Consider the following 21,919-nt stretch of genomic DNA (forward strand, 5'->3'; position numbering starts at 1 on the left):
GTCCGCGGCCTTTCCGCGGCCTTTCCGCGGCCTTTCCGTGGCCTTTCCGTGGCTTTTTTCGCGGCCTTTCCGGGGGGGCCACCGATAGTCCCCTCTTTGGGGACGGCTAATGGAAGATGGTCTTGACGATGATGTTCGTGGCGCCCTGGTGACGGGTGGTGTAGTCTTTGGCTATACGGCTTGTTTTCTGCAGGAAATCCTCGTTGTCGCGCAAGGGGATGAACCACGTGCGCAGTTCGTCGTAGTTTTTCACCGGACGGGCAGCGCCGAGCGTCACCAGGTCGCGTGCCTCCTTGAATTTCGCGTAGTTGGGGCCGAATGCCACCGGAAGCCCGAATGTCGCCGCTTCGAGCGTGTTGTGTATCCCCACGCCGAACCCGCCGCCGATATAGCTCCACGTCGCGTAGCCGTAGACCGACGCCAGGATCCCCACCGTGTCGAGGATCAGCAGTTGCTTCGACCCGTAGGCCGTGTGGGGCGTGCACTGCGTGTAGCGGAGCGTCCCGCCCTTGGCCTCGGCCGCGAGGCGTGCCATGCGGCCTTCGTCCATCTCGTGCGGAGCCACGATGAATTTCACGTCGGGGTTGTCGTTTATCAGGCGGATCAGCAGCTCTTCGTCCGGGTTCCAGGTCGAACCCGCCACGAAGAGGCGTTTGTCCCCCTTGAACCGGTCTATGATGTCGATATGTTTGGCTGCGGCGGCGATTTCGGCCACGCGGTCGAAACGCGTGTCGCCCGCTACGATCACGTTGTCGAAGCCCAGCCCGGCCAGCAGCTTTTTCGACTCCTCGTTCTGCACGAACATCACGTCGAAGGACTCCAGCGCCTGCCTCCACATGCCGCCGTAGGGGCGGAAGAAGATCGAGTTGCGGCGGAAGATGGCCGAGACGATATAGGTGCGCACCTTGCGGCGGCGCAGGTCGCGCAGCAGGTTAAGCCAGAATTCGTATTTTACGAAGATTGCGATTTCGGGATGCGCCGCATCGAGGAACCGGCGGGCGTTGCGCGGCGTGTCGATCGGCAGGTAGAAGATGTAATCCACGCCCTGGTAATTCTTGCGGACTTCGTAGCCCGAAGGCGAGAAGAACGTGAGCAGGATCTTGTATTCGGGATGGGTCTTGCGGATGCGTTCGATGATGGGGCGCCCCTGTTCGAATTCGCCGAGCGACGCGACGTGCACCCAGACGATGCGGTCGGTCGGGTCGATGGTCTCGGCCATGCGTTTATAGAGGTCTTTGCGCCCGTCTATCCATAGCCGTGCCTTCGGATGCCTCGGTGCGACCAGCCGGATGAGCCACACATAGAGTGTCAGACCGAAATTATATAACCACATCGGTGTTTACGGTTTGCGGTGTTGAAATACTATACGTTAACGTTCGCCGGGCGGGCCCGGGTTTTCCGGCCCTGTACGCAGGGCTTTCATTTTCAGTGCGACAAAGGTAGTATAATTTGTCGGAAATGCAAAATTACCAGTTGTATTCCATCGCCTGCTCCACCAGGCGTACCTCCATGTGCCCGTCGGGCATCACGTCCACGGCCGCCAGGTCGAACTGCGCCTCGTCCTGCCCGCCCGTTGCGGCCAGGTAACGCACGGCCGCCCGCGTCAGTGCGCGGAACTTCTGCGGCGTGACGGCAGCCTCGGGCGGCGTCAGGGAGCCGGCCCTGCGGGTCTTGACCTCCACGAAATGCACGATCCCCGCCTTGCGGGCCACGATGTCCAGTTCGTAGCGGCCGCTGCGCCAGTTGAGGGCGCAGATTTCATACCCCGCACGGCGGAGGTACTCCGCCGCGGCCCGTTCGCCCGCACGTCCCGTTTCGGCCGTCGTACTCATGCCTGTCAGTGGATGATGCGCTGGATCGAGTTGGCCCGGTCGAAGGCGGCCTTCAGCCCTTCGGCGTCGTCGCGCTCGATCATCCGGCGCATGATCTGCAACTGGTGGATATGCTCGCGCAGCACGTCCAGCAGGTTGTATTTGTTGCGCAGCATGATCGGCACCCACGTGGCGGCCGAGCTCTTGGCCAGCCGCACGGTGCTCTCGAACCCGCCGCCCGCCAGGTCGAAGATGTGCCGCTCCTCGCGTTCCTTCTCGAGCACGGTCAGCGCCAGCGCGAACGAGGTGATGTGGGAGATGTGCGACACATAGGCCGCATGCAGGTCGTGCTCCTCGGCGTCCATGTAGACGGCGGGTGCCTCCAGCGTGCGGAAGATCCGCTCGGCCATCGCCAGCGCGTCGGGGTCGCTCCGCTCCACTTCGCACAATACGACGTTGCGCCCCGTGAAGGCGCCGTGCTGTGCGGCGCGCGGCCCGCTGTATTCGGTGCCCCACATCGGATGGGCGGCTACGAAGCGCCCGCGGCGGGCGTGCATCGAGATAACTTCGCACAATTCGGCCTTGATGGAACCCAAATCCATCACCACCTGGCTGCCGTTTACGCGGTTGAGGGCTTTTACGGCCATCAGGGGAATTGTATCGACAGGGGTGGCCAGCACCACGAGGTCGGCCTGTGGGATGCCCTCTTCGAACGCCACGATGCGGTCGGCCAGCCCGAGCCGCAGTGCCTCGGCGGCGTTCTCCTCGGAACTGTCTGTGCCGAGTATTTCGTCCGCTATGCCGCGGTCGCGCAACGCGAGGGCAAAAGAGCCGCCTATGAGGCCCATGCCCGCTATCAGAACTTTCATACCTATTTATATAAATATTTTTGATTGCGGCCAGAAGCGCTTCCGGCCGGGGATTAGAGCAGGAACGACAGGTCGCTGCCCGGTTGTACTTCGAAGGGCTCCATGCCCTTGCGGAACATGCGCATCGGGCGCTTGCCGATCAGTTCGAGTTTCCCCTCCGCATGGCGGAGCATGCACCCTTCGCGCAGCCCGGCGACCCAGCGCCGCGGGTTGGCCTCGATGTATTCGAGGATGCGCTGCTCGCGCGTCTCTCCGGCGTGCCCCTCGGGGTTGGCGTCGAGGTAGTGGGGGTTTATCTGGAACTTTACGGCTCCGACAGCCCTGAACGACTGTGGCTCGACGATGGGCATGTCGTTTGTGGTGCAGATGGTGGGACATGCCACGTTGCTGCCCGCCGACCAGCCGACATAGGGAGTCCCGGCCTTGATTTTACGCAGGATGGCAGCCATAAGCCCCTGCTCCTGCATCTTTTTTGCCAGCGCGAAGGTGTTGCCGCCCCCGACGCACAGGGCTTCCGCTTCGCGTACCATGCGCGCGGGGTCTTTGGCCCGGTGTACCGAGCGCACGCGGATACCCAGCTCCGAGAGGCGTGCCTGCACCTTTTTTTCGTACTCGGCGTAGGAAAATGTCACGGCGGCATAGGGGACGAATACGATTTCGCTGACGCCCTGCAGGAAACGCCCGATTTCGGGCATCGGATAGCGGAGGTATTCCTCTCCGGCGTTGGTCGAATTCGAGATCAGAAGCAATTTCATAAGCCTATGGTTTTGAATCGGTTAATTTGAAAAATGTGCTAAATGTCGAAAAAGTTGTGAATAAAAAAAAGGTCTGTTTTGTCAAAAGTAATAAAAAAAGTGTTACTTTTGCGCAAAATTACCCCGGAAATACGAAAGAACTATTTCCAAATAATTGTTTAACTAAAAAATTAAAATTATGTCAGAAGTTCAATCAAAAGTTGTCGAGATCATCGTCGACAAACTGGGTGTCAAGGAATCGGAGGTTGTACCCGAAGCAAGCTTCACCAACCATCTGGGTGCTGATTCGCTCGACACCGTAGAATTGATCATGGAGTTCGAGAAGGCTTTCGATATCCAGATTCCGGACGAGGACGCTGAGAAGATCGCTACCGTTGGCGACGCTATCAAGTATATCGAAGAGCACAAGAAATAATTTATAAAAAGAGCTTTCACAGCCTCTTATAGCCTTAAATTTATGACAGAAAGAAGAGTAGTTGTTACGGGCATCGGTACGATCAACCCGCTCGGTAATAATATTGAAGAGTATTTTTCGAATTTGGAGAAGGGAGTCAGCGGTGCCGCACCGATTACTCATTTCGATGCAGAGAAGTTTAAGACGAAGTTTGCTTGTGAAGTAAAGAATTACGACTCGAACCTCTATTTCGACCGTAAGGAAGTACGCAAGTACGACCTTTTCACCCAGTATGCCCTGATCGCGGCCACGCAGGCCGTCGAGGATTCGGCGCTCGACCTCGAGGCCGTCGACAAGGAGCAGGTGGGTGTGATCTGGAGTTCGGGCATCGGAGGAATCAAATCTTTCTTCGATGAGTGTCTGGGCTGGGCCGCAGGGGATGGAACCCCGCGGTTTAGCCCGTTCTTTATTCCCCGCATGATCTCCGACATCGCCGCCGGCTTCATCTCCATGAAGTACGGCTTCATGGGGCCGAACTACTGCACGGTGTCTGCGTGCGCATCTTCGAACCACGGTATGATCGCCGCGTTCGACGCCATCCGCTACGGGAAGGCCGACGTGATGGTGGCCGGAGGCTCCGAAGCTGCGGTCAACGAGCCGAGTGTCGGCGGGTTCAACTCCATGCAGGCGCTCTCCACGCGCAACGACGACCCGCAGCACGCTTCGCGTCCGTTCGACAAGGATCGCGACGGTTTTGTGATCGGCGAAGGCGCCGGTGCCCTGATCTTCGAGGAGTATGAACATGCCAAGGCCCGCGGTGCCAAGATCTACTGCGAGATCATCGGCGGCGGCGCTTCTGCCGACGCTTACCACTTCACCGCCCCCCATCCCGAAGGAAAGGGTGCCATGAAGTCGATGCGCGACGCCATCAAGGACGCCGGCATCAAACCCGAAGATATCGATTATGTGAATGTCCACGGTACCTCGACCCCCGCGGGCGACATCCCCGAACTGAAGGCTGTCGCCGGTGTGTTGGGCGACCACGTTTATAACGTCAATATCTCTTCCACCAAGTCGATGACCGGTCACCTGCTGGGTGCTGCCGGAGCTGCCGAGGCCCTGGCCTGCATCTTCGCCATCACGCACGGCGTGATTCCCCCGACCATCAACTGCGACAACCTCGACCCGGAGATCGACCCGAACCTGAACCTCACGCTGAACAAGGCGCAGAAGCGCGAAGTGAGGTGTGCCCTGAGCAATACGTTCGGTTTCGGCGGACATAACTCCACGGTCATTTTCCGTAAGATCTGATTACCCTAAAACCGTCCGGGCCGTGTTCGATTTCATACTGCGCCCCCTTAGAAGGAATTTCGGGCGGGATAAGGCGTATTATAAGGTTGTCGATGATATGTTCGGGTTTATCCCGAACAACATCGAACTTTACAAGCTGGCTTTGATTCACAAGTCAGCTTCTTTGGTTCTGGAGGACGGGCGCCCGATCAACAACGAGCGGCTCGAATTCCTGGGCGACGCCGTGATAGAGGCCGTTACCTCGGACTACCTTTTCATCGAATATCCCGACCGGGACGAGGGGTTCCTCACGCAGCTGCGGTCGAAGATCGTGTCGAGGCAGTCGCTCAACGAGTTGGCCGTGAAAATCGGCCTGGATCGGCATGTCATCTCGAACGCCAGTACGAGCATTACCCAGAAACACATCTACGGCGATGCCTTCGAAGCGATGATAGGCGCCGTTTACCTCGACCAGGGATATGAGTTCACCAACCGGCTGCTGATCAACCGAATTTATTTCCAGGCCCTGAACCTCGACGAACTGACCGAGTCGGAGACCGACTTCAAGAGCCGGCTGATCGAGTGGTGCCAGAAAAACCACCTCAAGATTGTATTCCGCACGGGCAACGACAAGGAGTACTCCTCGAACCACCCCGTATTTTACTCCACGGTGCTGGTCGACGGCATAGAGGTGGGGCACGGCTCGGGCGAATCGAAGAAAGAGGCCGAGCAGCATGCCGCATTCTCCGTGGCGGAGTACATGACCGACGAGCAGTGCGCGTCGCTGCTGGACAGGGTCGACCGGCTGACGCAATAACTTTCGGTTATAATCCGGTGCCGGCGGAAAGCCCGGCTGATGCCCTGGGCCGGCCGGATGCTTACGATATGCGGCTCGATTTTGTGACCGATAACTTTTCCGCATACTGCGCGATATAGACCCGATTTCCTGCCTGATATTTTCCCTATGAAGACGATTACCGATAAGATGACGGCGAGGGGCGTCGAATCCCTCAGCGATGCGGAGTTGCTGGCCGTGCTGACCGATGACGAACAGACGGCCGGGGCGTTGCTTGCGGCCTGCGGAGGGGCGCTCGCGCGTATCGGGTCGGAAGATGCAGCCCGCCTGCGGATGGTCGGCGGGTTGGGGCTCAGGCGTGCCCGCCTGCTGCTTGCTGCCGCCGAGTTCGGCCGCCGCGTCGCGGCGTCGCGGGCTGCGGAAGCGGATGTCATTGCGACGAGCGACGACGTGGTGGCGCTGTTCCGCCCGCAGCTGGAAACGCTTGCCTATGAGGAGTGTTGGGCGGTTTACCTCACCTCTTCCAACCGCATCATCGAGCGCCAGCGCATAAGCCAGGGCGGGGTGCAGGGAACGGTCGTCGACCATAGGCTGGTTGTTAAACGGGCGTTGGAACTGCTCGCCACACAGCTGGTGCTGATTCACAACCACCCTTCGGGGGCTGCGGCGCCCAGTCCGCAGGACAAGGTGCTCACCGAGCGTGTCGCACAGGCTGCGGCGTTGTTCGACATCCGGCTGTTGGATCACATAATCATAGCGCGCGAAGGCGATTTCTCGTTCCTGCGCGCCGGGCTGGTGTAGCACTATTTCTTACTTCCGGCATTGCCGCATATTGCTATGATAGCGATGGCAATGAGCGCAATCAGAAGTTTCATCGTTCCCGTCATTTGTTTGGGTCGTTTCGTCGGGGCGGGACGCAAAAGCGCGGACTCGATCCTACATCCACGGCAGAGGTATTGGACGACCCGAACGGTAGAATGGTAGAATATGCCCGCGCTGAAAAACAGCGAGAGCATCAACCTTCGTTCCTTACCGTCCGGGAAAGTGTCCAATTTTCTGCCGGAAGAAAAAAGCCGATGCACTTTTTTTGTCTCTTATGTCGGCGGCCCATGGCAGGCCGCCGTGGCAAATATAGAAATAAATTCGCTACGGAAAGACGTAGTTCCCAATTATTTTGTACTTTTGTAATTCGGAAAATAATTTAAAAACAAGATAAAATGACGCAGGAAGAACTTTTCAAAAAACTGGTGGCGCACTGCAAGGAGTACGGGTTCGTATTCCCCTCGAGCGAGATATACGACGGGCTCGGCGCCGTCTACGACTACGGCCAGAACGGCGTGGAGCTGAAGAATAACATCAAGCGTTATTGGTGGGATTCGATGGTCAAGCTGCACGAGAATATCGTGGGGCTGGATGCCGCGATCTTCATGCATCCCCGCACGTGGGAGGCTTCGGGCCATGTCGGTGCGTTCAACGACCCGCTGATCGACAACAAGGACTCGAAGAAGCGTTACCGCGCTGACGTGCTGATCGAAGACTGGCTGGCCAAGCAGGATGAAAAGGTCGAAAAAGAGGTCGAGAAGGCCCGCAAGCGCTTCGGGGAGTCGTTCGACGAGGCCAAGTACCGCGAGACTTCGCCCCGCGTGGCCGAGACCCTGGCCAAGCGCGACGAGGTGCACAAGCGTTTCGTGGCCGCCCAGAACGCCAATGACCTGAATGAACTGCGCCAGATCATCGTCGACTGCGAGATCGTGTGCCCGATTTCGGGTACGCGCAACTGGACGGAGGTGCGCCAGTTCAACCTGATGTTCTCGACCCAGATGGGCTCGACGTCCGAGGGTGCCAATACGATCTACCTGCGTCCCGAGACGGCACAGGGTATCTTCGTCAATTTCCTGAACGTGCAGAAGACCGGCCGCATGAAACTGCCGTTCGGAATCGCGCAGATCGGAAAGGCGTTCCGCAACGAGATCGTGGCCCGCCAGTTCATCTTCCGCATGCGCGAATTCGAGCAGATGGAGATGCAGTTCTTCGTACGTCCCGGCGAGGAGATGAAGTGGTGGCAGCAGTGGAAGGAGACCCGTATGGCCTGGCACCGTGCACTGGGCTTCGGCGACGACCGCTACCGTTTCCACGACCACGACAAACTGGCGCACTATGCCAATGCCGCGACCGACATCGAATACAACTTCCCGTTCGGTTTCAAGGAGGTCGAGGGCATCCATTCGCGTACGGATTTCGACCTGGGCAACCACCAGAAATTCTCGGGCAAGAAGATCCAGTATTTCGACCCGGAAACAGGCGAGAGCTACGTACCCTATGTCGTCGAGACCTCGATCGGTGTCGACCGCATGTTCCTGCAGGTAATGTCGGCGGCTTACACCGAGGAGCAGCTCGATGGCGGCGATTCGCGCGTCGTGCTGCGTTTGCCGGCTGCGCTGGCGCCCGTGAAGGTGGCCGTGCTGCCGCTGGTGAAGAAAGACGGCATGCCCGAGGTGGCGCAGCGGATCGTCGACGACCTCAAATACGATTACAACGTCGTTTACGACGAGAAGGATTCCGTCGGCAAGCGCTACCGCCGCCAGGATGCCATCGGTACGCCGTTCTGCGTGACCGTCGACGGGCAGACGCTCGAGGACGGCACCGTGACGGTGCGCCACCGCGATACGATGGAGCAGGAGCGCGTCATGATCGAGTCGCTGCCTTCGCTCGTCGAAGAGGAGTGCTCGTACCGCAAGCTGTTCCGGAAAATGAACCTGTAGCGGGGCGATTATGGGCCGGTTCAATATTTTCGATTCCGACAGCATCGTCGAGGGTGAAAAACGGCGTTTCCCCTGGTGGGCGCTGCTGCTTTGCCTGGCGGCCGGAATGCTGGCCGACTGGCTGCTGAGGAACTACTGTTATATGGGCGGCGAATCCGGCCCGAACCTTTAGTGCGTGGGACGGATACTTGCCATAGACTACGGGACGAAGCGCACGGGGATTGCCGTGAGCGATCCGCTGCGTCTGATCGCCGGGGGGCTCGATACGGTCGATACGAAGGGACTTGAGGCGTGGCTGGCAAAATATTTCGCCTCGGAGGACGTTAGTACCATCGTGGTGGGAAAGCCCTCGCGCATGGACGGCACGCCTTCGGAAACGTGGCGTTTCATCGAGCCGCTGGCCGTGCGCCTGCGGAAGGCCTGGCCCGACAAGGAGGTCGTCTTCCACGACGAGCGTTTCACCTCGGTGATGGCGCACCGCACGATGCTCGAAAGCGGTATCGGCAAGATGGCGCGCCGGGACAAGGCGCTGGTGGACAAGATCTCGGCCACGATTATTTTACAGAGTTATATGGAGTTTAACAAATGATTTATCCGATAGTAATTTATGGTTCGGACGTGCTGCGCAAGCCCTGCGAGCGGATCACGCCCGATTATCCCGAGGTGAAGAAACTCGTGGAAGACATGTTCCTGACGCTCGGCGAAGCCGAGGGCGTCGGGCTGGCAGCACCGCAGATCGGCAAGAATATCCGCCTTTTTATCGTCGATTGTACACCCTGGGGCGAGGACGACCCGGAGTGCGCCGACTACAAGCGCGCCTTTATCAACCCCGAGATCTATGCCTTGTCGGAGGAAAAGAAGACCTACAACGAGGGATGCCTCTCGTTCCCCGGCATCCATGCCGACGTGCCCCGCTCGCTGGCGATCCGGATGCGTTATATGGACGAGGATTTCGTCGAGCACGACGAGGAGTTCCACGGGCTGAAGGCCTGGGTCATCCAGCACGAATACGACCACATCGAGGGCATCGTCTTCACAGACCGGATTTCGCCCCTGCGCCGCAACCTGCTGAAAGGAAAGCTGATGAACCTGGCAAAGGGCAAATACCGCTGCGCGTATAAGACCAAATGACCCGTATGCCGGGGCCATGCGTCCGCGGGATCGGCCTGTCGCCTGTGCAGCAGGTTGCGTCCGGCGGGAAAGCTGTTCCGGCCTTGCCATGGCAAACGGGACGTTCGTCCCGGCTGCTGCCTCGCAGCGGCACAGCCCCGGGGAGCCGGCGGTTTTGCCGCATGACGAAACGGGAAAGGCTGCCTGACAAGTTCCTCAAAACAATTCACCCCTGCCGGAGATTGCTCTGGCGGGGGTGAAATCGTAAAATGCGGACTTGTCAGGCAAGCCGGTCTGCGTCAGGAACGGCCTCTGTCAGAACCTGTATGCTGCGCCTACGAAGACCACGAGCGGATTGCTGCGGCCGCTGTCGAACATGGGTTCGTATTTCAGACCTGCGGAGATATTCCAGCGGCGCGCGACGTTGAAGTCGAAACCACCGCCGACGCTCATGCCGAATGCCCAGTCCTTGATGTCATTGGCGACAACGCCCACCTGGGGATAGACGCCCCACCAGTCGGCGATGCGGAATACGTAGTGGGCGTCGAAATTGATGTCGACCGAACTGTCCTTTTCCGTCAGGACATAGATCGACGGTTCGATACGCCAGTGGGAATCGAAACTGTACCGGTAGTAAGCACCGATCCCGACGGATGCGTCGCCCGTATTGGTATAGAAGTTCACGCGCGGGCCCACGGCGCTGCGGTAATTTTCCGGCGTGCTGCGGTAATTGCCTGCCTGGGCCGCATTGCGGTTGTTGTCACGGGTGTTGCGGTAGTTGTTGTCCTGGGCGGACGCCGTCCAGGCAAACAATGCCGCGGTTGCAATCAGAAGAATTTTTTTCATGGCTTTCAGTTTAATTTTATATGAATAATCAAGTGGTTGTCAATTAGTCACAGGATCCCATCCCGGCTGGGGACGACCTCTCCGATGCGCTGCCTTGTCGCCTGAACGACGTACAACACTCGTGCCGTGATATGTGTTTTTCGGATTTTGCGGATCACACTTTTGCAACTTCCGCCGTCGCTTCCTGTATCCGGCGGAAGCTATTCAGCCGGCACGGGATAGCCGGGATCGGGGCTGCGGACATGAAAAATCCCGGCACTTACGAATAAGTGCCGGGATTTTGTTTCCTCTCGGGATGGGGCTTAGAACCTGTACGTCGCGCCGATATTGATAACGATGGGGTTCCTGCGCTTCACAAAGCCGGGTACATAATCCTTGGCGGTCTGGATCATCCATTTGAAGCCGGCCGAAACGTCCCAGTTGCGGGTGATCGAGAAGTCCGCGCCGCCGCCGAGGTTGATACCGCACGACCAGTCGCCGATGTCGTTGGCGCTGATACCTGCCAGCGGATAGATATGCCAGTCGGGGGCGATGTTGAACAGGTATTGTACGTCGGCGCTGATATCCACCGAGCAATCCGTCTTGCAAAGGGCCAGGATACTGGGAGCTACACGCCAGTTGTCGGTGATGCTGTACTGTCCGGCCGCACCGATACCGAAGATGGCTCCGTCGGCACCCGCATTCGTGTATACCCCGATTTTGGGGCCAACTCCCCAGTCGCCCTTGTACTGTGCCGAAACCGTCGTTACTGCTAAAAGCACGACGATCACCGTAAGAAAAATCTTTTTCATGTCTGTTGCTTTAATTTAACAAAAGTTGCGAATAATACTGTTTGCCAGAACAAATATACAAAACTTATCCGCCACGGCAAAAATTTTTCAACGAACCGGACTTTTTTGTCGCTAAAAACGAAAGCCCGCGGCATGCACGCCGCAGGCTTTCGCTGGTATGGGTGTTCCGGCGGTTGCCGGGTGAAGGCTTATTTCTCCTTGAGGGCTGCGTGGGCGGCCGCCAGGCGTGCGATGGGCACGCGGAACGGCGAGCAGCTCACGTAGTTCAGGCCCGCGTAGTGGCAGAATTCGACCGACGAAGGTTCGCCGCCGTGCTCGCCGCAGATGCCGCACTTGAGCATCGGGCGCTTGCCGCGGCCCTTGAATACGGCCTCGCGGATCAGCTGTCCCACGCCGTTCTGGTCGAGGATCTGGAACGGGTCGTTCTTCAGGATGCCCTTGTCGAGGTAGATCGGCAGGAACTTGCCGATGTCGTCGCGCGAGAAGCCCAGCGTCATCTGCGTCAGGTCGTTGGTGCCGAACGAGAAGAACTCGGCGACCTCGGCGATTTGGTGGGCGGTCACGGCTGCGCGGGGAACCTCGATCATCGTGCCGACCATGTAGTCGATCTTGTCGTTGCGTTCCGAGAACACCTGTTCGGCCGTCGAGTCGATGATGCCCTTCTGGTAGCGCAGCTCCTTGTGGTTGCCCACGAGCGGAACCATGATTTCGACGTGTACGGGGGTGCCCTGTGCACGGACGTTCATGGCCGCCTCGATGATGGCGCGCGCCTGCATCTCGGTGATCTCGGGGTAGGTGTTGCCCAGACGGCAGCCGCGGTGTCCCAGCATGGGGTTGAATTCGGCCAGCGACTCGACCTTGGCGACGATCTTCTGGAGGGGGACGTCCATCTCACGGGCCATCTCCTTCTGGCCTTTCTCGTCGTGCGGCACGAACTCGTGCAGGGGCGGGTCGAGCAGGCGGACGGTCACGGGGAAGCCGTTCATGGCCTTGAACAGGCCTTCGAAGTCGCTGCGCTGGATGGGCAGCAACTTGGCCAGTGCCACGCGGCGTCCGGCCTCGTCGTCGGCGAGGATCATTTCGCGGAAAGCCTTGATGCGGTCGCCCTCGAAGAACATGTGCTCCGTGCGGCAGAGGCCGATGCCCTCGGCGCCGAACCCGAATGCCTGTGCGGCATCCTTCGGCGTGTCGGCATTGGCGCGGACTTTCAGCACGGCGTATTTGCCTGCCAGATCCATCAGCTGGCCGAAGTCGCCGCTCAGGTCGGCGGCCATCGTGGCTACCTGTCCCAGGTAAACTTCGCCCGTCGAACCGTTGAGCGAGATCCAGTCGCCCTCCTTGACGGTGAAGCCGTTGACTTTGATCGTGCGGGTTTTATAGTCTATCTCCAGCTCCCCGGCGCCCGATACGCAGCACTTGCCCATGCCGCGTGCGACGACGGCCGCATGCGAGGTCATACCGCCGCGGGCGGTGAGGATGCCGGCGGCGTCGAGCATGCCCTTGAGGTCTTCGGGCGAAGTTTCGATGCGCACGAGGATCGCTTTCTGACCGGTTTGGGCGAGGGTTTTCTCGGCATCTTCGGCGAAGAATACCACGGGGCCCGTCGCGGCGCCCGGCGATGCGGGAAGGCCCTTGGTGATGACCTGTGCATTGGTGATGGCCTTCTTGTCGAATACGGGGTGGAGCAGCTCGTCGAGCTTCGCGGGCTCGCAGCGAAGCACGGCCGTGCGTTCGTCGATCAGCCCTTCGCGGAGCATATCCATCGCGATCTTGACCATGGCCGCGCCGGTGCGTTTGCCGTTGCGGCACTGGAGCATCCACAACTTGCCGTCCTGGATTGTGAACTCGATGTCCTGCATGTCCTTGAAATACTGCTCCAGGTGGTGCTGGATCTCATCGAGTTCCTTGTAAACCACCGGCATGACCTCTTCGAGCGAGGGATATTTCGTGCGGCGGTCTTCCTCGGAGATGTTCTGTGCGGCCGCCCAGCGCTTCGACCCTTCGAGGGTGATCTGCTGCGGGGTGCGGATGCCGGCCACGACGTCCTCGCCCTGGGCATTGATGAGGTATTCGCCGTTGAAGAGGTTTTCACCCGTCGCGGCGTCGCGCGAGAAGGCTACGCCCGTCGCCGAGTTGCTGCCCATGTTGCCGAATACCATGGCCTGTACGGTCACGGCCGTTCCCCACTCGGCGGGGATGTTGTTGAGCTTGCGGTAGAGGATGGCGCGGTCGTTCATCCACGAACCGAATACGGCGCAGACGGCGCCCCAGAGCTGATCCCAGGGACATGCCGGGAAGTCCTCGCCGGTCTGCTTCTTGACGGCAGCCTTGAAGTTCCTGACCAGCTCCTTCAGGTCGTCGGTCGTCAGGTCGGTGTCGTTCTTCACGCCGCGTTTGTGTTTCTGCTCCTCGATGATTACCTCGAACGGATCGTGGTCTTCTTTCGATTCGGGTTTCATGCCCAGCACCACGTCGCCGTACATCTGTACGAAACGGCGGTACGAGTCCCATGCGAAACGGGGGTTGCCCGTACGCTTGGCGACGGCTTCCACGGCCTGGTCGTTCATACCCAGGTTGAGGATCGTGTCCATCATGCCGGGCATCGAAGCGCGGGCTCCCGAGCGTACCGACACCAGCAGCGGCATCTCCTTGTCGCCGAATTTCATCCCGGTGAGCTTCTCGATATTTTTCATCGCCTTCTCCACTTCGGGACGGAGCATCTGGATCACGGCGTCCTTGCCGTGGGCGTAATATTCGGAACATACTTCCGTGGTGATCGTGAAGCCCGGGGGGACGGGGATGCCGATGAGGTTCATCTCCGCGAGGTTCGCACCCTTGCCGCCGAGCAGCTCACGCATTTTGCCGTTGCCTTCGGCTTCCTTGTTGCCGAAGGTGTAGACTCGTTTAACGTCTGCCATAATTTTTCTTGGTTAATTTAATTGGTATATAAATTTATAAATTTTTTGTCAACTTGCCGCTTTTCACAGACGAAAATTGCGGTGACATTCCTGTTACCGCCTCGTCAAAGAATTCATATTCGCCGTTGGGAATGCGAATATATAAAAACTTTTCCGGAATTCCAAAAAAATCTACTCCAAGTAAACGAATACCGGCAGGGCGTAGCCGTAGCCGCCCCTGTACCGCCTTTTTTCGTAGGTCGGAAGCGGGGTACCCGTCTTGGGGTCAATCAGATAACGGCGCGCATAGACATCGCCCGCCGAGGTGCGGAGCGCCGTGTCGGCCAGAATGCGGTCGCGCATCTGCCAGCCGCCCCGGCGGCGGACGTTGCCCCGCCCGAGCCGTGCCGGGCGCTCCAGTGCGTCGCGCAGCCCGAAGGCTCCGGGGGCGAGCGACGAGGTGCGTCCCGCGACGAGCAGCTTCACCCCGGGGCGCTCTTCGCGCAGGTCGCGGACGACCCATTCGGCCATGCGGGTGTCGCTGCACAGCACGAGCCCTATGGTGTCGGTGCGCGTGGGACGGACGACGCGTCCGGATCCCCGTCGCATGGGTTTGCCGCGGCGGTAGAGGAGGCCCTCGATGTAGAGGTAGCGGCGCCCCGGCTCGTCGTAGAGGGGCTCGAAGAGGTCGCCGTAATAGAGCAGTGCGAAATCCATGCCGTCGAGGGAGTTGAGCGTGCGGTGCAGGTAGCTGTAATCGCCCTCGCAGGCGGCTGCGATGTCGCGGACGACGGCTTCGTTCTCGACGCCCCACAGCGCCACGAGCGGCATGCGCATCGAGTCGATGACGGCCGCCGTATGGCGTATCTTGCGGCGGTAGCGCTCCGTGTCCCACGCCAGGCGTCCCGAGGGCGTGTAGTCGGTGTCATTGTAGAACAGGGCGGGGACAGTGTCGTAGAGGTGGTCGAGATCCCAGTAGACGATGCCCGTGCGCGGTTGTGCATGGGCGGGGATGCCTGCCAGGAAGAGCAGCAGGGCGGTTATGATGCGTGGCAGCCGTTGCAAGGCGCGTAAAGCCCGGCTGCCCGGGACGGGGCGTGCGTGGCCGGTTGCGGCGAGGGCGGTTATGATGCGGCGCAGCGACATAGGCCGGGGTTATAACGGCTCCTCGGGCAGGAACTTGCGCGGCGAGCAGCCCAGGAACCGGGCGATCTCGTTGATATGGTTGAGGTTGTATTTTGAAGGATTTTTCGGGCTTTCAACTTGTGAAATGAATCCGTCGCTTACTCCTATACCATAAGCCAATGTGGCCTGTGAAACACGTTGAGCCATCCGCTCTTTGCGAACTGCGGCACTGACGTATATGTCGAAAGCACTTTTCGGTTTCACAAGCATCTGTTTAGATGATGTAAAACTAAAAATTATGCCATTGTGAAAGTATAGTTATAACTTAAATTCGCCTATGTATAGGTAGTTATTAAGCCGGTGTACTACGGCCTTTGTGCCGGAATTTTTGTTTTTGGTATCTTTGGAGGGGAAATGTATACGATTCTTTTGGTTCCAACATGTACTTTTTTCCGCAAAAAGTACCAAAAACTCTCCGACGGATGCTTCGCCTGCTCTTGGCGTCCTAACGCTGGAAACGGGCGCCTAATCGCGGGTTTGCAAGCAAACCTGCCCCGTTTCTCGCGCTTTTAGTCCGCCGTCCGCCGACGGCTCCGGCATCAAGTCGGGATTTTTGTTATCGTGTTTCTCTGTTTTTTGCCGCACAGCGAGAATTCCGGACAGCAGGATTTTCCGCATTTCGTTTGCAGCGGATAAAGAGCGGCTGCGGCGCCGAGCGCCCGGAACGGGCGTGCGAAAAGCGCAGTCTTTCGTGCCCGTTCAGCGAGGCTCCGCAGTTGCTCCCGCGAAAACGGCATGCGGATGGTTTTGGGTACCTTTTGCCACCAAAAGGTACGTATTTGCCTTTTGAGAAAAGACAAATCTATGCTTAGGAAAAGCGGCAATATACGCCGCGCCTGTCCGGCAGGGGGCTTGAAACCGTTTTTCGGAGGGGGCTGGGATCGGAAAAACTATTCCGAGATTATCCCCGAACCGACCAGTTCGTCGCCGTCGTACCATGCGGCGAACTGCCCCGGTGTGATGCCCCGCTGGGGGGTGTCGAAGAGGATGTAGGCTCCCTGGTCGCGGACGAAGAGCGTGGCCTCCTGCAAGGGCTGGCGGTAGCGGATGCGGACGCTGAAGCGGGCGCTATGGCCTGCCGGCATCGTGCGCGCGGGGTTGACCCAGTGTATCTCGCGGGGGGCGATATGCAGTGCCTGTCGCCACAGGCCGGGGTGGCTGTCGCCTTCGCCGACATAGATGACGTTCTGTACGGTGTCGGTGGCGAGGATGAACAGCGATTCCTTGCGCCCGCCGATGCCGAGTCCCTTGCGCTGGCCGATGGTGTAGAAGTGCGCCCCGCCGTGCTCGCCGATCTTCTTGCCGTCGCGGACGGTGTAGCGCCACGGGGCGGCCAGTGCTGCGAGCTGTTCGGTTGTGGGGGGTACGTCGGCCGCGTGCTGTCCGCCCGGGGAGTGGGGATCCCCGTCCGGGCGTCCGGCGGCCGGGGATGCCGGGGCGGGGATTGCTTGTCCGGCATCGGGTGTGCCCGCCGGGATTCGGGCCTTGGGGCCGTATTTCGGCCACGTGGGGAGTATCTCGTGGACATTACCCCTTTTCGAGGCCAGCTTCTGTTGCAGGAAGGCCGGAAGGTCGACCTTGCCCACGAAGCAGATGCCCTGCGAATCCTTGCGCTTGGCCGTGGCGAGCCCCTGCTCGGCGGCGATGCGCCGCACCTCGGGTTTGAGCAGATCGCCGACGGGGAACAGGGCGTAGCGCAGCTGTTCCTGCGAGAGCTGGCAGAGGAAGTAGCTCTGATCCTTGTTGGGGTCGGTGCCCGCGAGGAGTTTATAGATTGTTCGTCCGTCGGGGAGCGTCTCCTCGGCCTTGCGGCAGTAGTGCCCCGTGGCGACGAAATCGGCGCCCAGCCGGAGCGCTTCGCGCAGGAAGACGTCGAATTTGATTTCGCGGTTGCACAGCACGTCGGGGTTGGGCGTGCGTCCCTTTTCGTATTCCGAGAACATGTAATCGACCACGCGGGTGCGGTAGTCCGCCGAGAGGTCGACGACGTGCAACGGGATGTCCAGTTTTTTTGCGACCAGCTCGGCGAAGACGCGGTCGTCGTGCCACGGGCAGTCGCCCTCGAGCGTTCCCGTCGTGTCGTGCCAGTTGATCATGAACAACCCCACGACGTCATGCCCCTGCTGTTTGAGCAGGTAGGCGGCGACCGATGAATCCACGCCGCCCGAAAGTCCGATTACGACACGTGCCATAGTAATATTGTTATTTACAGGTCGAGCAGCCCTTCGGGCAGCACCAGTTTCATCGTGCGCCCCCCGAAGTCGATATGGGCGATGAACTCCTCGGCGGCGGGGAGGAGCACCGTGCGGCCGCCGATCTCCAGCTCGAAAAGCGGGTTGGCGTCGCTGTCGTAGTAGTCCGTGACCGAACCCGTGAAGGCGGCCGCTCCCTTTGCGCCGTCCGCGCCCGCTTCGGTGCAGGTCACGGCGAAGCCGATCAGGTCTTCCAGGTAGAATTCGTCGTCTTCGTCCTCGTCGCATTCGATACGGAATTCAAGCCCGACGAGTTCCTGAGCCCGGCGCTCGGTGTCGAAATCGGCGAATGAGGCCACGGCGCCCGAGGTGCCGCGGCGTTCGAAGCGTTCGCAGTAGAGCGGCACTTCGAGGGCGTCGATCGTGACCAGCAGCGGGGTGCCGGTATCGAATTCCTCCGGGAAATCGGCATAGAGCGACAGCATCACACCTCCGTCGGTGCCGAAAAGCCTGTTGATCCTGCCTGCGGGAATAGTAACGCTCATATCGGTTCGTTTTTTCTCTTATGTCCGTATCGCGGTGCGGAACGGGGGAAGCGGGTATCCCGGCCGCTCCGTTACACCCGGCCCCGCTGTGCTGCCGCCTTGTCGTGCCGTGCAGCGCCTCGCTGTGCCTTGCCGGACGATTCCCGCACGGGATGCGCCCGCATGGGACTATCTGCAAAAGTAATGAAAAAAACCGGTAAACCTCCCGTTGCGGGAAATTTACCGGGATTCCGGAAAGAAGCTTTCCTGGTGTTATTCTGCGGCAGGAGCCTCTGCTGCGCCCTCTGCGGGAGCCTCGGCAGCTTCGGCGGCGGCAGCCTCCTCGGCTTCTTTGGCGGCAGCTGCGGCAGCGGCCTGCTTCTCGGCGATGGCCTTTGCGCGCTCCTCCTTGATCTTGGCTTCGGCAGCCAGGCGTGCTTTCTCGGCCGACTTGGCATCCGTGGCGAGCTTGTTGCTCTTGGCCTCGATCTTACCGGCCTTCTCGCCCAGCCATTTGTTGAAGCGGGCTTCGGCTTCGGTCTCCGAGAATGCGCCCTTGGCGACACCGCCTAACAGGTGCTTCTTGTATAATACGCCCTTGTACGAGAGGATAGCCCGACAAGTATCCGTAGGTTGTGCGCCTTTCTGTAACCAACCCAATGCTTTCTCGAAGTCGAGGTCGATCGTAGCAGGATTCGTGTTGGGGTTGTAGGTTCCCAACTTTTCGATGAATTTACCATCACGTGGCGCTCTGCTATCTGCGGCAACGATGTGGTAGAAAGCAAAACCTTTCTTACCGTGGCGTGCCAGACGAATTTTAACAGCCATTTGCTATAAAATTTTGTTGTAATTAATTAAAAAACGCTCACCCACTTTGGGCTTTTAAGCCTGCAAATGTAGACAAAATATTCCGCCCGGCAAAATAATTCGCCGAAAAATCGGTGCGACAGGCTGTTTTTCTGCCGGATACGGTGCATGGCGGGCCGCGGCGGGAACTGCCGGAAAAAGGGCGGGCTTGTGGCGGTGCAGGGCCGTGCCCCTAACCGGGTTTCCGTGGGGTTGCAAGCCGTTGCATCCCTGCGGAAAGCGATATTTTTCGTTCAGCCGGGGACTGTTGTGAAAAAAATTCCTATCTTTGCGGCGCAAATCGTCACCGCAGGGTGCGGTTTTGCCGATGGTTCCGTAGCTCAGTTGGATAGAGCAGCAGCCTTCTAAGCTGCGGGTCGCGCGTTCGAACCGCGCCGGAATCACCCGGAAAAGGGAGCGCTGGAATCGAATCCGGGCTCCCTTTTCGTTTTTCCGCCCGCATCTTCCTTCGCCGGGTTTGGCCTCCTGCGGACTTTTTCGTAAATTTGGGTCGAATCCGATATTTTCAGGCATGGAACCGCTACCGGGCTGCAACATAAAGTATCTCAACATCAGCCGCAACGACGAGGCGTGGGGGCTGGTCGTCACCACGGCCGGGTACCAGGCGGTCGCGGCGCACAGCTCCTACCCGCAGGCGCAGCATCCCGAGTCCCATATTTTCGATCCCGGCAAGGGGCGCGTCCTGAAGGAGTACCAGTTGGTCTACATATCGCGCGGGGAGGGCTATTTCGAGTCCCGTTCGTGCCGCCGCCAGCGGATCAGGGCCGGGACGATGATCCTGCTCTTCCCCGGGGAGTGGCATACCTACGAGCCCGACAGGGCTACCGGGTGGTTCGAACATTGGGTGGGATTCCGGGGCGGCAGCGTCGATGCGCAGGTCGCCAACGGGTTCTTTTCGCCGCGCAGCCCGGTATTCGACTTGGGGTTCAGCCAGACGATCATCGGCATGTACGAGGAGATCGTCGGCTATGCGCTCCGGGAACAGGCCGGTTACCAGCAGGTCGCGGCGGGGATCGTGCAGTTCCTGCTGGGGTCGGTCTACTACAAGCACCGGAATATTCTGTTCGACGATTCGCTGGCCATCCGCAAGATCGACGAGGCGCGCGCGATCATGAAGCGCGAGGTCGAGGACGGCCTCACGCCGCAGGGGATCGCCGAACGCCTGTCGGTCAGCTATTCGTGGTTCCGCAAGATGTTCCGGCAGTATGCCGATACCTCGCCTGCGCAATATCTCTCGCAGATCCGGTTCCTGCGTGCCAAAGAGCTGCTCGATACGACGGAGCTCACCGTCGCGGAGATCGCATACAGGCTCCGGTTCGAGACCCCGAGCCACTTTTCCACCTTCTTCCGCAAAAGGGAGGGCGTCCCGCCCCAGCAGTACCGCCGCGAGCGGAGGCAGCCCGGGCGGTAACCCCCTCAGCAGACGACCGTCACCGGGATTCCGAGCAGCGCGGCGTATTTGCGGATCGCTCCGGCGACATGTCCCACACCGATGGCGCAGTGGTGCGAAGGCCCCGCCTTGCTCCAGCGGTCGATGAATTCCCGCGCGGGAAGCGGGAACCTGTAACGGCTGTTGATGTTGCCGATGTTCAGCACGGGGCCCGGCACCGATTCGCCTTCGGCCAGCAGGAACGAAATCCCGTCGCGTCCTTCGACCACCGACAGGAGCGTCACCGGGCCGTGTTTCACGGACATCTGGATCGACAGCCCCTTGCCGGGTTTGCCGTGGTAAACGGGAAGCGGCACCAGGCGGGCTTTCTCTTCGCCGAGCAGGAAGTGCGCCGGGCCGTCGTGCCCCAGCAGGATGACGTCGTCGGTGAAGTCCATGCCGTAGAATTCCGAGAAACAACCCCCGGCGCCCAGCAGTGACATGATTTTCATGGCCTGCACGTTTTTCACCTCGTATTCGGCCGCCACGGGGATGCCGCGCCCCGTCAGCAGCGTGTTGCCGGCGATGACCGACGTGACGATGTCTTCGTAGGCGTTGCCCGCCGCCCCCGCGTAGTAGTAGGCCAGGGAACCCAGCCGGTGCGCTTCGGCGAGCTTGTCCAGTGCCACGGAAGTGCGTGCGGCGCGCTCCAGCTCTTCGGGCGTGCAGCCCCCGTCGACGACGAACGCCTCGCCGAACGCGGCGACCCTCGCGTCGGCCTCGCGCTGCGTCACCGAGCGGCGGAATTCGTGCAGTTCGCACATCTCCAGGATTTCGGCATGGGTGCCGAAGACGGTGCTCTGCAGCCTGAGGTCGGAGTAGACGTCGACCATGCCGCCGTAGTAGTTGCCCAGCAGTCCCATGCGGTTGCGGCGCATGCCGCAGGCGACCTTCGCCGCGTCGATCCACCCGTAGATCTCGGCCCAGGCCTGCGCGTCGTCGAGGTAGCCCGTCACCACGTCGTATTTGGTGCCGGCGCGGTTGAATACCGAACAGAATTCGGGCAGCGAACAGGCCTGGCAGTTGGCAAGCCACTCGCCCGTCATCTCCCCGCGGTCGGACATGCCATTGAGCCGGGCGTAATCGATGGCCGGGGCGGGTTGCAGGTTGAGCAGCACGACCGGGATACCCTCCCCGAGGAAGGGGATGAGCGTGGACGAAAGGGCGTAGGTCGAGATGAAGATGAACAGCACTTCGGCTTCGTCGCGCCTGAAAAGGGCCGCGGCTGCGTGAGCCTTGTCCACGTCGTCGACCATGCCTGCGTCGGCGACGATCTGCCCGCCGTAGGCTTCCATTTTTTCCTTTATGGCGTTCCGGTAGCCGTCGAGCCTTTCGCGCAGTCCGCCGAACTGGTGCCAGTAGGTGTTCAGCCCTACTGCGATCAATCCTATTTTCATGGTT

General features: G+C 59.8%; 22 protein-coding genes and 1 tRNA gene. 10 read left to right on the forward strand and 13 right to left on the reverse strand.

Annotation, left to right across the window (positions count from 1 at the left end; all coding sequences use genetic code 11):
- Positions 1-106 precede the first annotated feature (106 nt).
- The 4 genes from QVP03_RS07200 to pepE all read right to left on the reverse strand — a co-directional run bounded on the left by QVP03_RS07200 (position 107) and on the right by pepE (position 3,435).
- Positions 107-1,333, reverse strand: a complete 1,227-nt coding sequence (locus QVP03_RS07200) for a 3-deoxy-D-manno-octulosonic acid transferase (protein ID WP_022332841.1) — start codon at positions 1,331-1,333, stop codon at positions 107-109.
- A 133-nt stretch (positions 1,334-1,466) separates the two neighbouring features.
- Positions 1,467-1,832, reverse strand: coding sequence for a YraN family protein (locus QVP03_RS07205; protein ID WP_022332842.1), 366 nt, complete (start codon positions 1,830-1,832; stop codon positions 1,467-1,469).
- Between the two features lie 5 nt (positions 1,833-1,837).
- A complete protein-coding gene (locus QVP03_RS07210; protein WP_022332843.1) occupies positions 1,838-2,680 on the reverse strand; it encodes a prephenate dehydrogenase in 843 nt (280 codons plus the stop codon).
- Positions 2,681-2,733: 53 nt separating this feature from the next.
- Positions 2,734-3,435: a dipeptidase PepE gene (gene pepE, locus QVP03_RS07215; RefSeq protein ID WP_022332844.1), complete on the reverse strand. Its 702-nt coding sequence runs from the start codon at positions 3,433-3,435 to the stop codon at positions 2,734-2,736.
- 178 nt (positions 3,436-3,613) lie between these two features.
- Between pepE and QVP03_RS07220 the strand changes: the two genes are divergently transcribed.
- From QVP03_RS07220 to def, 8 genes are all read left to right on the forward strand, one after another.
- On the forward strand, positions 3,614-3,850 hold the full coding sequence (locus QVP03_RS07220; protein ID WP_018694937.1) for an acyl carrier protein: 237 nt from the start codon (positions 3,614-3,616) through the stop codon (positions 3,848-3,850).
- Positions 3,851-3,892: 42 nt separating this feature from the next.
- Entirely contained in the window at positions 3,893-5,140 is a 1,248-nt protein-coding gene (gene fabF, locus QVP03_RS07225; RefSeq protein ID WP_022332845.1) for a beta-ketoacyl-ACP synthase II, read from the forward strand.
- Between the two features lie 97 nt (positions 5,141-5,237).
- Positions 5,238-5,936, forward strand: a complete 699-nt coding sequence (rnc, locus tag QVP03_RS07230) for a ribonuclease III (protein WP_055203730.1) — start codon at positions 5,238-5,240, stop codon at positions 5,934-5,936.
- 147 nt (positions 5,937-6,083) lie between these two features.
- A complete protein-coding gene (locus QVP03_RS07235; protein ID WP_022332847.1) occupies positions 6,084-6,716 on the forward strand; it encodes a JAB domain-containing protein in 633 nt (210 codons plus the stop codon).
- 416 nt (positions 6,717-7,132) lie between these two features.
- The gene (locus QVP03_RS07240) at positions 7,133-8,677 is read left to right on the forward strand and encodes a glycine--tRNA ligase (RefSeq protein ID WP_022332848.1); all 1,545 of its coding nucleotides are present in this window, start codon (positions 7,133-7,135) and stop codon (positions 8,675-8,677) included.
- A 10-nt stretch (positions 8,678-8,687) separates the two neighbouring features.
- On the forward strand, positions 8,688-8,849 hold the full coding sequence (locus QVP03_RS07245) for a hypothetical protein (protein ID WP_022332849.1): 162 nt from the start codon (positions 8,688-8,690) through the stop codon (positions 8,847-8,849).
- 3 nt (positions 8,850-8,852) lie between these two features.
- A complete protein-coding gene (ruvX, locus tag QVP03_RS07250; RefSeq protein ID WP_018694944.1) occupies positions 8,853-9,266 on the forward strand; it encodes a Holliday junction resolvase RuvX in 414 nt (137 codons plus the stop codon).
- Positions 9,263-9,808 carry a peptide deformylase gene (gene def / locus QVP03_RS07255; protein WP_018694945.1) on the forward strand — a complete coding sequence of 182 codons (546 nt, stop codon included), beginning with the start codon at positions 9,263-9,265 and terminating at the stop codon, positions 9,806-9,808. The genes ruvX and def overlap by 4 nt, the downstream gene beginning before the upstream one ends.
- Before the next feature lie 294 nt (positions 9,809-10,102).
- On the opposite strand, the gene QVP03_RS07260 is transcribed toward def, so the two are convergent.
- The 8 genes from QVP03_RS07260 to QVP03_RS07295 all read right to left on the reverse strand — a co-directional run bounded on the left by QVP03_RS07260 (position 10,103) and on the right by QVP03_RS07295 (position 19,050).
- A complete protein-coding gene (locus tag QVP03_RS07260; protein ID WP_018694946.1) occupies positions 10,103-10,633 on the reverse strand; it encodes an outer membrane beta-barrel protein in 531 nt (176 codons plus the stop codon).
- Positions 10,634-10,935: 302 nt separating this feature from the next.
- Positions 10,936-11,424, reverse strand: a complete 489-nt coding sequence (locus QVP03_RS07265) for an outer membrane beta-barrel protein (protein ID WP_022332850.1) — start codon at positions 11,422-11,424, stop codon at positions 10,936-10,938.
- Between the two features lie 188 nt (positions 11,425-11,612).
- A complete protein-coding gene (gene ppdK, locus QVP03_RS07270) occupies positions 11,613-14,342 on the reverse strand; it encodes a pyruvate, phosphate dikinase (protein ID WP_022332851.1) in 2,730 nt (909 codons plus the stop codon).
- Between the two features lie 171 nt (positions 14,343-14,513).
- Positions 14,514-15,467 (reverse strand): endonuclease/exonuclease/phosphatase family protein, encoded by a 954-nt coding sequence (locus tag QVP03_RS07275; protein WP_022332852.1) that lies wholly within the window; start codon positions 15,465-15,467, stop codon positions 14,514-14,516.
- Between the two features lie 9 nt (positions 15,468-15,476).
- Complete coding sequence (locus QVP03_RS07280) at positions 15,477-15,716, reverse strand: helix-turn-helix domain-containing protein (RefSeq protein WP_018694950.1); 240 nt, start codon at positions 15,714-15,716, stop codon at positions 15,477-15,479.
- A 680-nt stretch (positions 15,717-16,396) separates the two neighbouring features.
- Positions 16,397-17,698, reverse strand: coding sequence for a tRNA 2-thiouridine(34) synthase MnmA (gene mnmA / locus QVP03_RS07285; protein WP_022332853.1), 1,302 nt, complete (start codon positions 17,696-17,698; stop codon positions 16,397-16,399).
- 14 nt (positions 17,699-17,712) lie between these two features.
- Positions 17,713-18,243 (reverse strand): ribosome maturation factor RimM, encoded by a 531-nt coding sequence (locus QVP03_RS07290; protein WP_022332854.1) that lies wholly within the window; start codon positions 18,241-18,243, stop codon positions 17,713-17,715.
- A 252-nt stretch (positions 18,244-18,495) separates the two neighbouring features.
- Positions 18,496-19,050: a 30S ribosomal protein S16 gene (locus QVP03_RS07295; protein WP_022332855.1), complete on the reverse strand. Its 555-nt coding sequence runs from the start codon at positions 19,048-19,050 to the stop codon at positions 18,496-18,498.
- Between the two features lie 348 nt (positions 19,051-19,398).
- On the opposite strand from QVP03_RS07295, the gene QVP03_RS07300 reads away from it, so the two are divergent.
- Positions 19,399-19,472 (forward strand) — tRNA-Arg (locus QVP03_RS07300).
- A 128-nt stretch (positions 19,473-19,600) separates the two neighbouring features.
- Positions 19,601-20,500: a helix-turn-helix domain-containing protein gene (locus QVP03_RS07305; RefSeq protein WP_022332856.1), complete on the forward strand. Its 900-nt coding sequence runs from the start codon at positions 19,601-19,603 to the stop codon at positions 20,498-20,500.
- A 5-nt stretch (positions 20,501-20,505) separates the two neighbouring features.
- Here the strand turns inward: QVP03_RS07305 and QVP03_RS07310 are convergent, their stop codons facing one another.
- A complete protein-coding gene (locus tag QVP03_RS07310; protein WP_022332857.1) occupies positions 20,506-21,915 on the reverse strand; it encodes an L-fucose/L-arabinose isomerase family protein in 1,410 nt (469 codons plus the stop codon).
- Positions 21,916-21,919: the final 4 nt, after the last annotated feature.

Source organism: Alistipes sp. CAG:29, from assembly GCF_000435435.1.
Lineage (GTDB): Bacteria > Bacteroidota > Bacteroidia > Bacteroidales > Rikenellaceae > Alistipes > Alistipes onderdonkii.

Coding starts and splice junctions, on each gene's coding strand:
- QVP03_RS07200 (WP_022332841.1), bottom strand. CDS start 1,333: ATGTGGTTATATAATTTCGGTCTGACACTCTATGTGTGGCTCATCCGG.
- pepE (WP_022332844.1), bottom strand. CDS start 3,435: ATGAAATTGCTTCTGATCTCGAATTCGACCAACGCCGGAGAGGAATAC.
- QVP03_RS07280 (WP_018694950.1), bottom strand. CDS start 15,716: ATGCTTGTGAAACCGAAAAGTGCTTTCGACATATACGTCAGTGCCGCA.
- rnc (WP_055203730.1), top strand. CDS start 5,238: ATGTTCGGGTTTATCCCGAACAACATCGAACTTTACAAGCTGGCTTTG.
- QVP03_RS07235 (WP_022332847.1), top strand. CDS start 6,084: ATGAAGACGATTACCGATAAGATGACGGCGAGGGGCGTCGAATCCCTC.
- QVP03_RS07290 (WP_022332854.1), bottom strand. CDS start 18,243: ATGAGCGTTACTATTCCCGCAGGCAGGATCAACAGGCTTTTCGGCACC.
- QVP03_RS07275 (WP_022332852.1), bottom strand. CDS start 15,467: ATGTCGCTGCGCCGCATCATAACCGCCCTCGCCGCAACCGGCCACGCA.
- mnmA (WP_022332853.1), bottom strand. CDS start 17,698: ATGGCACGTGTCGTAATCGGACTTTCGGGCGGCGTGGATTCATCGGTC.
- QVP03_RS07260 (WP_018694946.1), bottom strand. CDS start 10,633: ATGAAAAAAATTCTTCTGATTGCAACCGCGGCATTGTTTGCCTGGACG.
- QVP03_RS07240 (WP_022332848.1), top strand. CDS start 7,133: ATGACGCAGGAAGAACTTTTCAAAAAACTGGTGGCGCACTGCAAGGAG.
- QVP03_RS07210 (WP_022332843.1), bottom strand. CDS start 2,680: ATGAAAGTTCTGATAGCGGGCATGGGCCTCATAGGCGGCTCTTTTGCC.
- QVP03_RS07220 (WP_018694937.1), top strand. CDS start 3,614: ATGTCAGAAGTTCAATCAAAAGTTGTCGAGATCATCGTCGACAAACTG.
- QVP03_RS07205 (WP_022332842.1), bottom strand. CDS start 1,832: ATGAGTACGACGGCCGAAACGGGACGTGCGGGCGAACGGGCCGCGGCG.
- def (WP_018694945.1), top strand. CDS start 9,263: ATGATTTATCCGATAGTAATTTATGGTTCGGACGTGCTGCGCAAGCCC.
- QVP03_RS07245 (WP_022332849.1), top strand. CDS start 8,688: ATGGGCCGGTTCAATATTTTCGATTCCGACAGCATCGTCGAGGGTGAA.
- QVP03_RS07295 (WP_022332855.1), bottom strand. CDS start 19,050: ATGGCTGTTAAAATTCGTCTGGCACGCCACGGTAAGAAAGGTTTTGCT.
- fabF (WP_022332845.1), top strand. CDS start 3,893: ATGACAGAAAGAAGAGTAGTTGTTACGGGCATCGGTACGATCAACCCG.
- QVP03_RS07265 (WP_022332850.1), bottom strand. CDS start 11,424: ATGAAAAAGATTTTTCTTACGGTGATCGTCGTGCTTTTAGCAGTAACG.
- QVP03_RS07310 (WP_022332857.1), bottom strand. CDS start 21,915: ATGAAAATAGGATTGATCGCAGTAGGGCTGAACACCTACTGGCACCAG.
- QVP03_RS07305 (WP_022332856.1), top strand. CDS start 19,601: ATGGAACCGCTACCGGGCTGCAACATAAAGTATCTCAACATCAGCCGC.
- ppdK (WP_022332851.1), bottom strand. CDS start 14,342: ATGGCAGACGTTAAACGAGTCTACACCTTCGGCAACAAGGAAGCCGAA.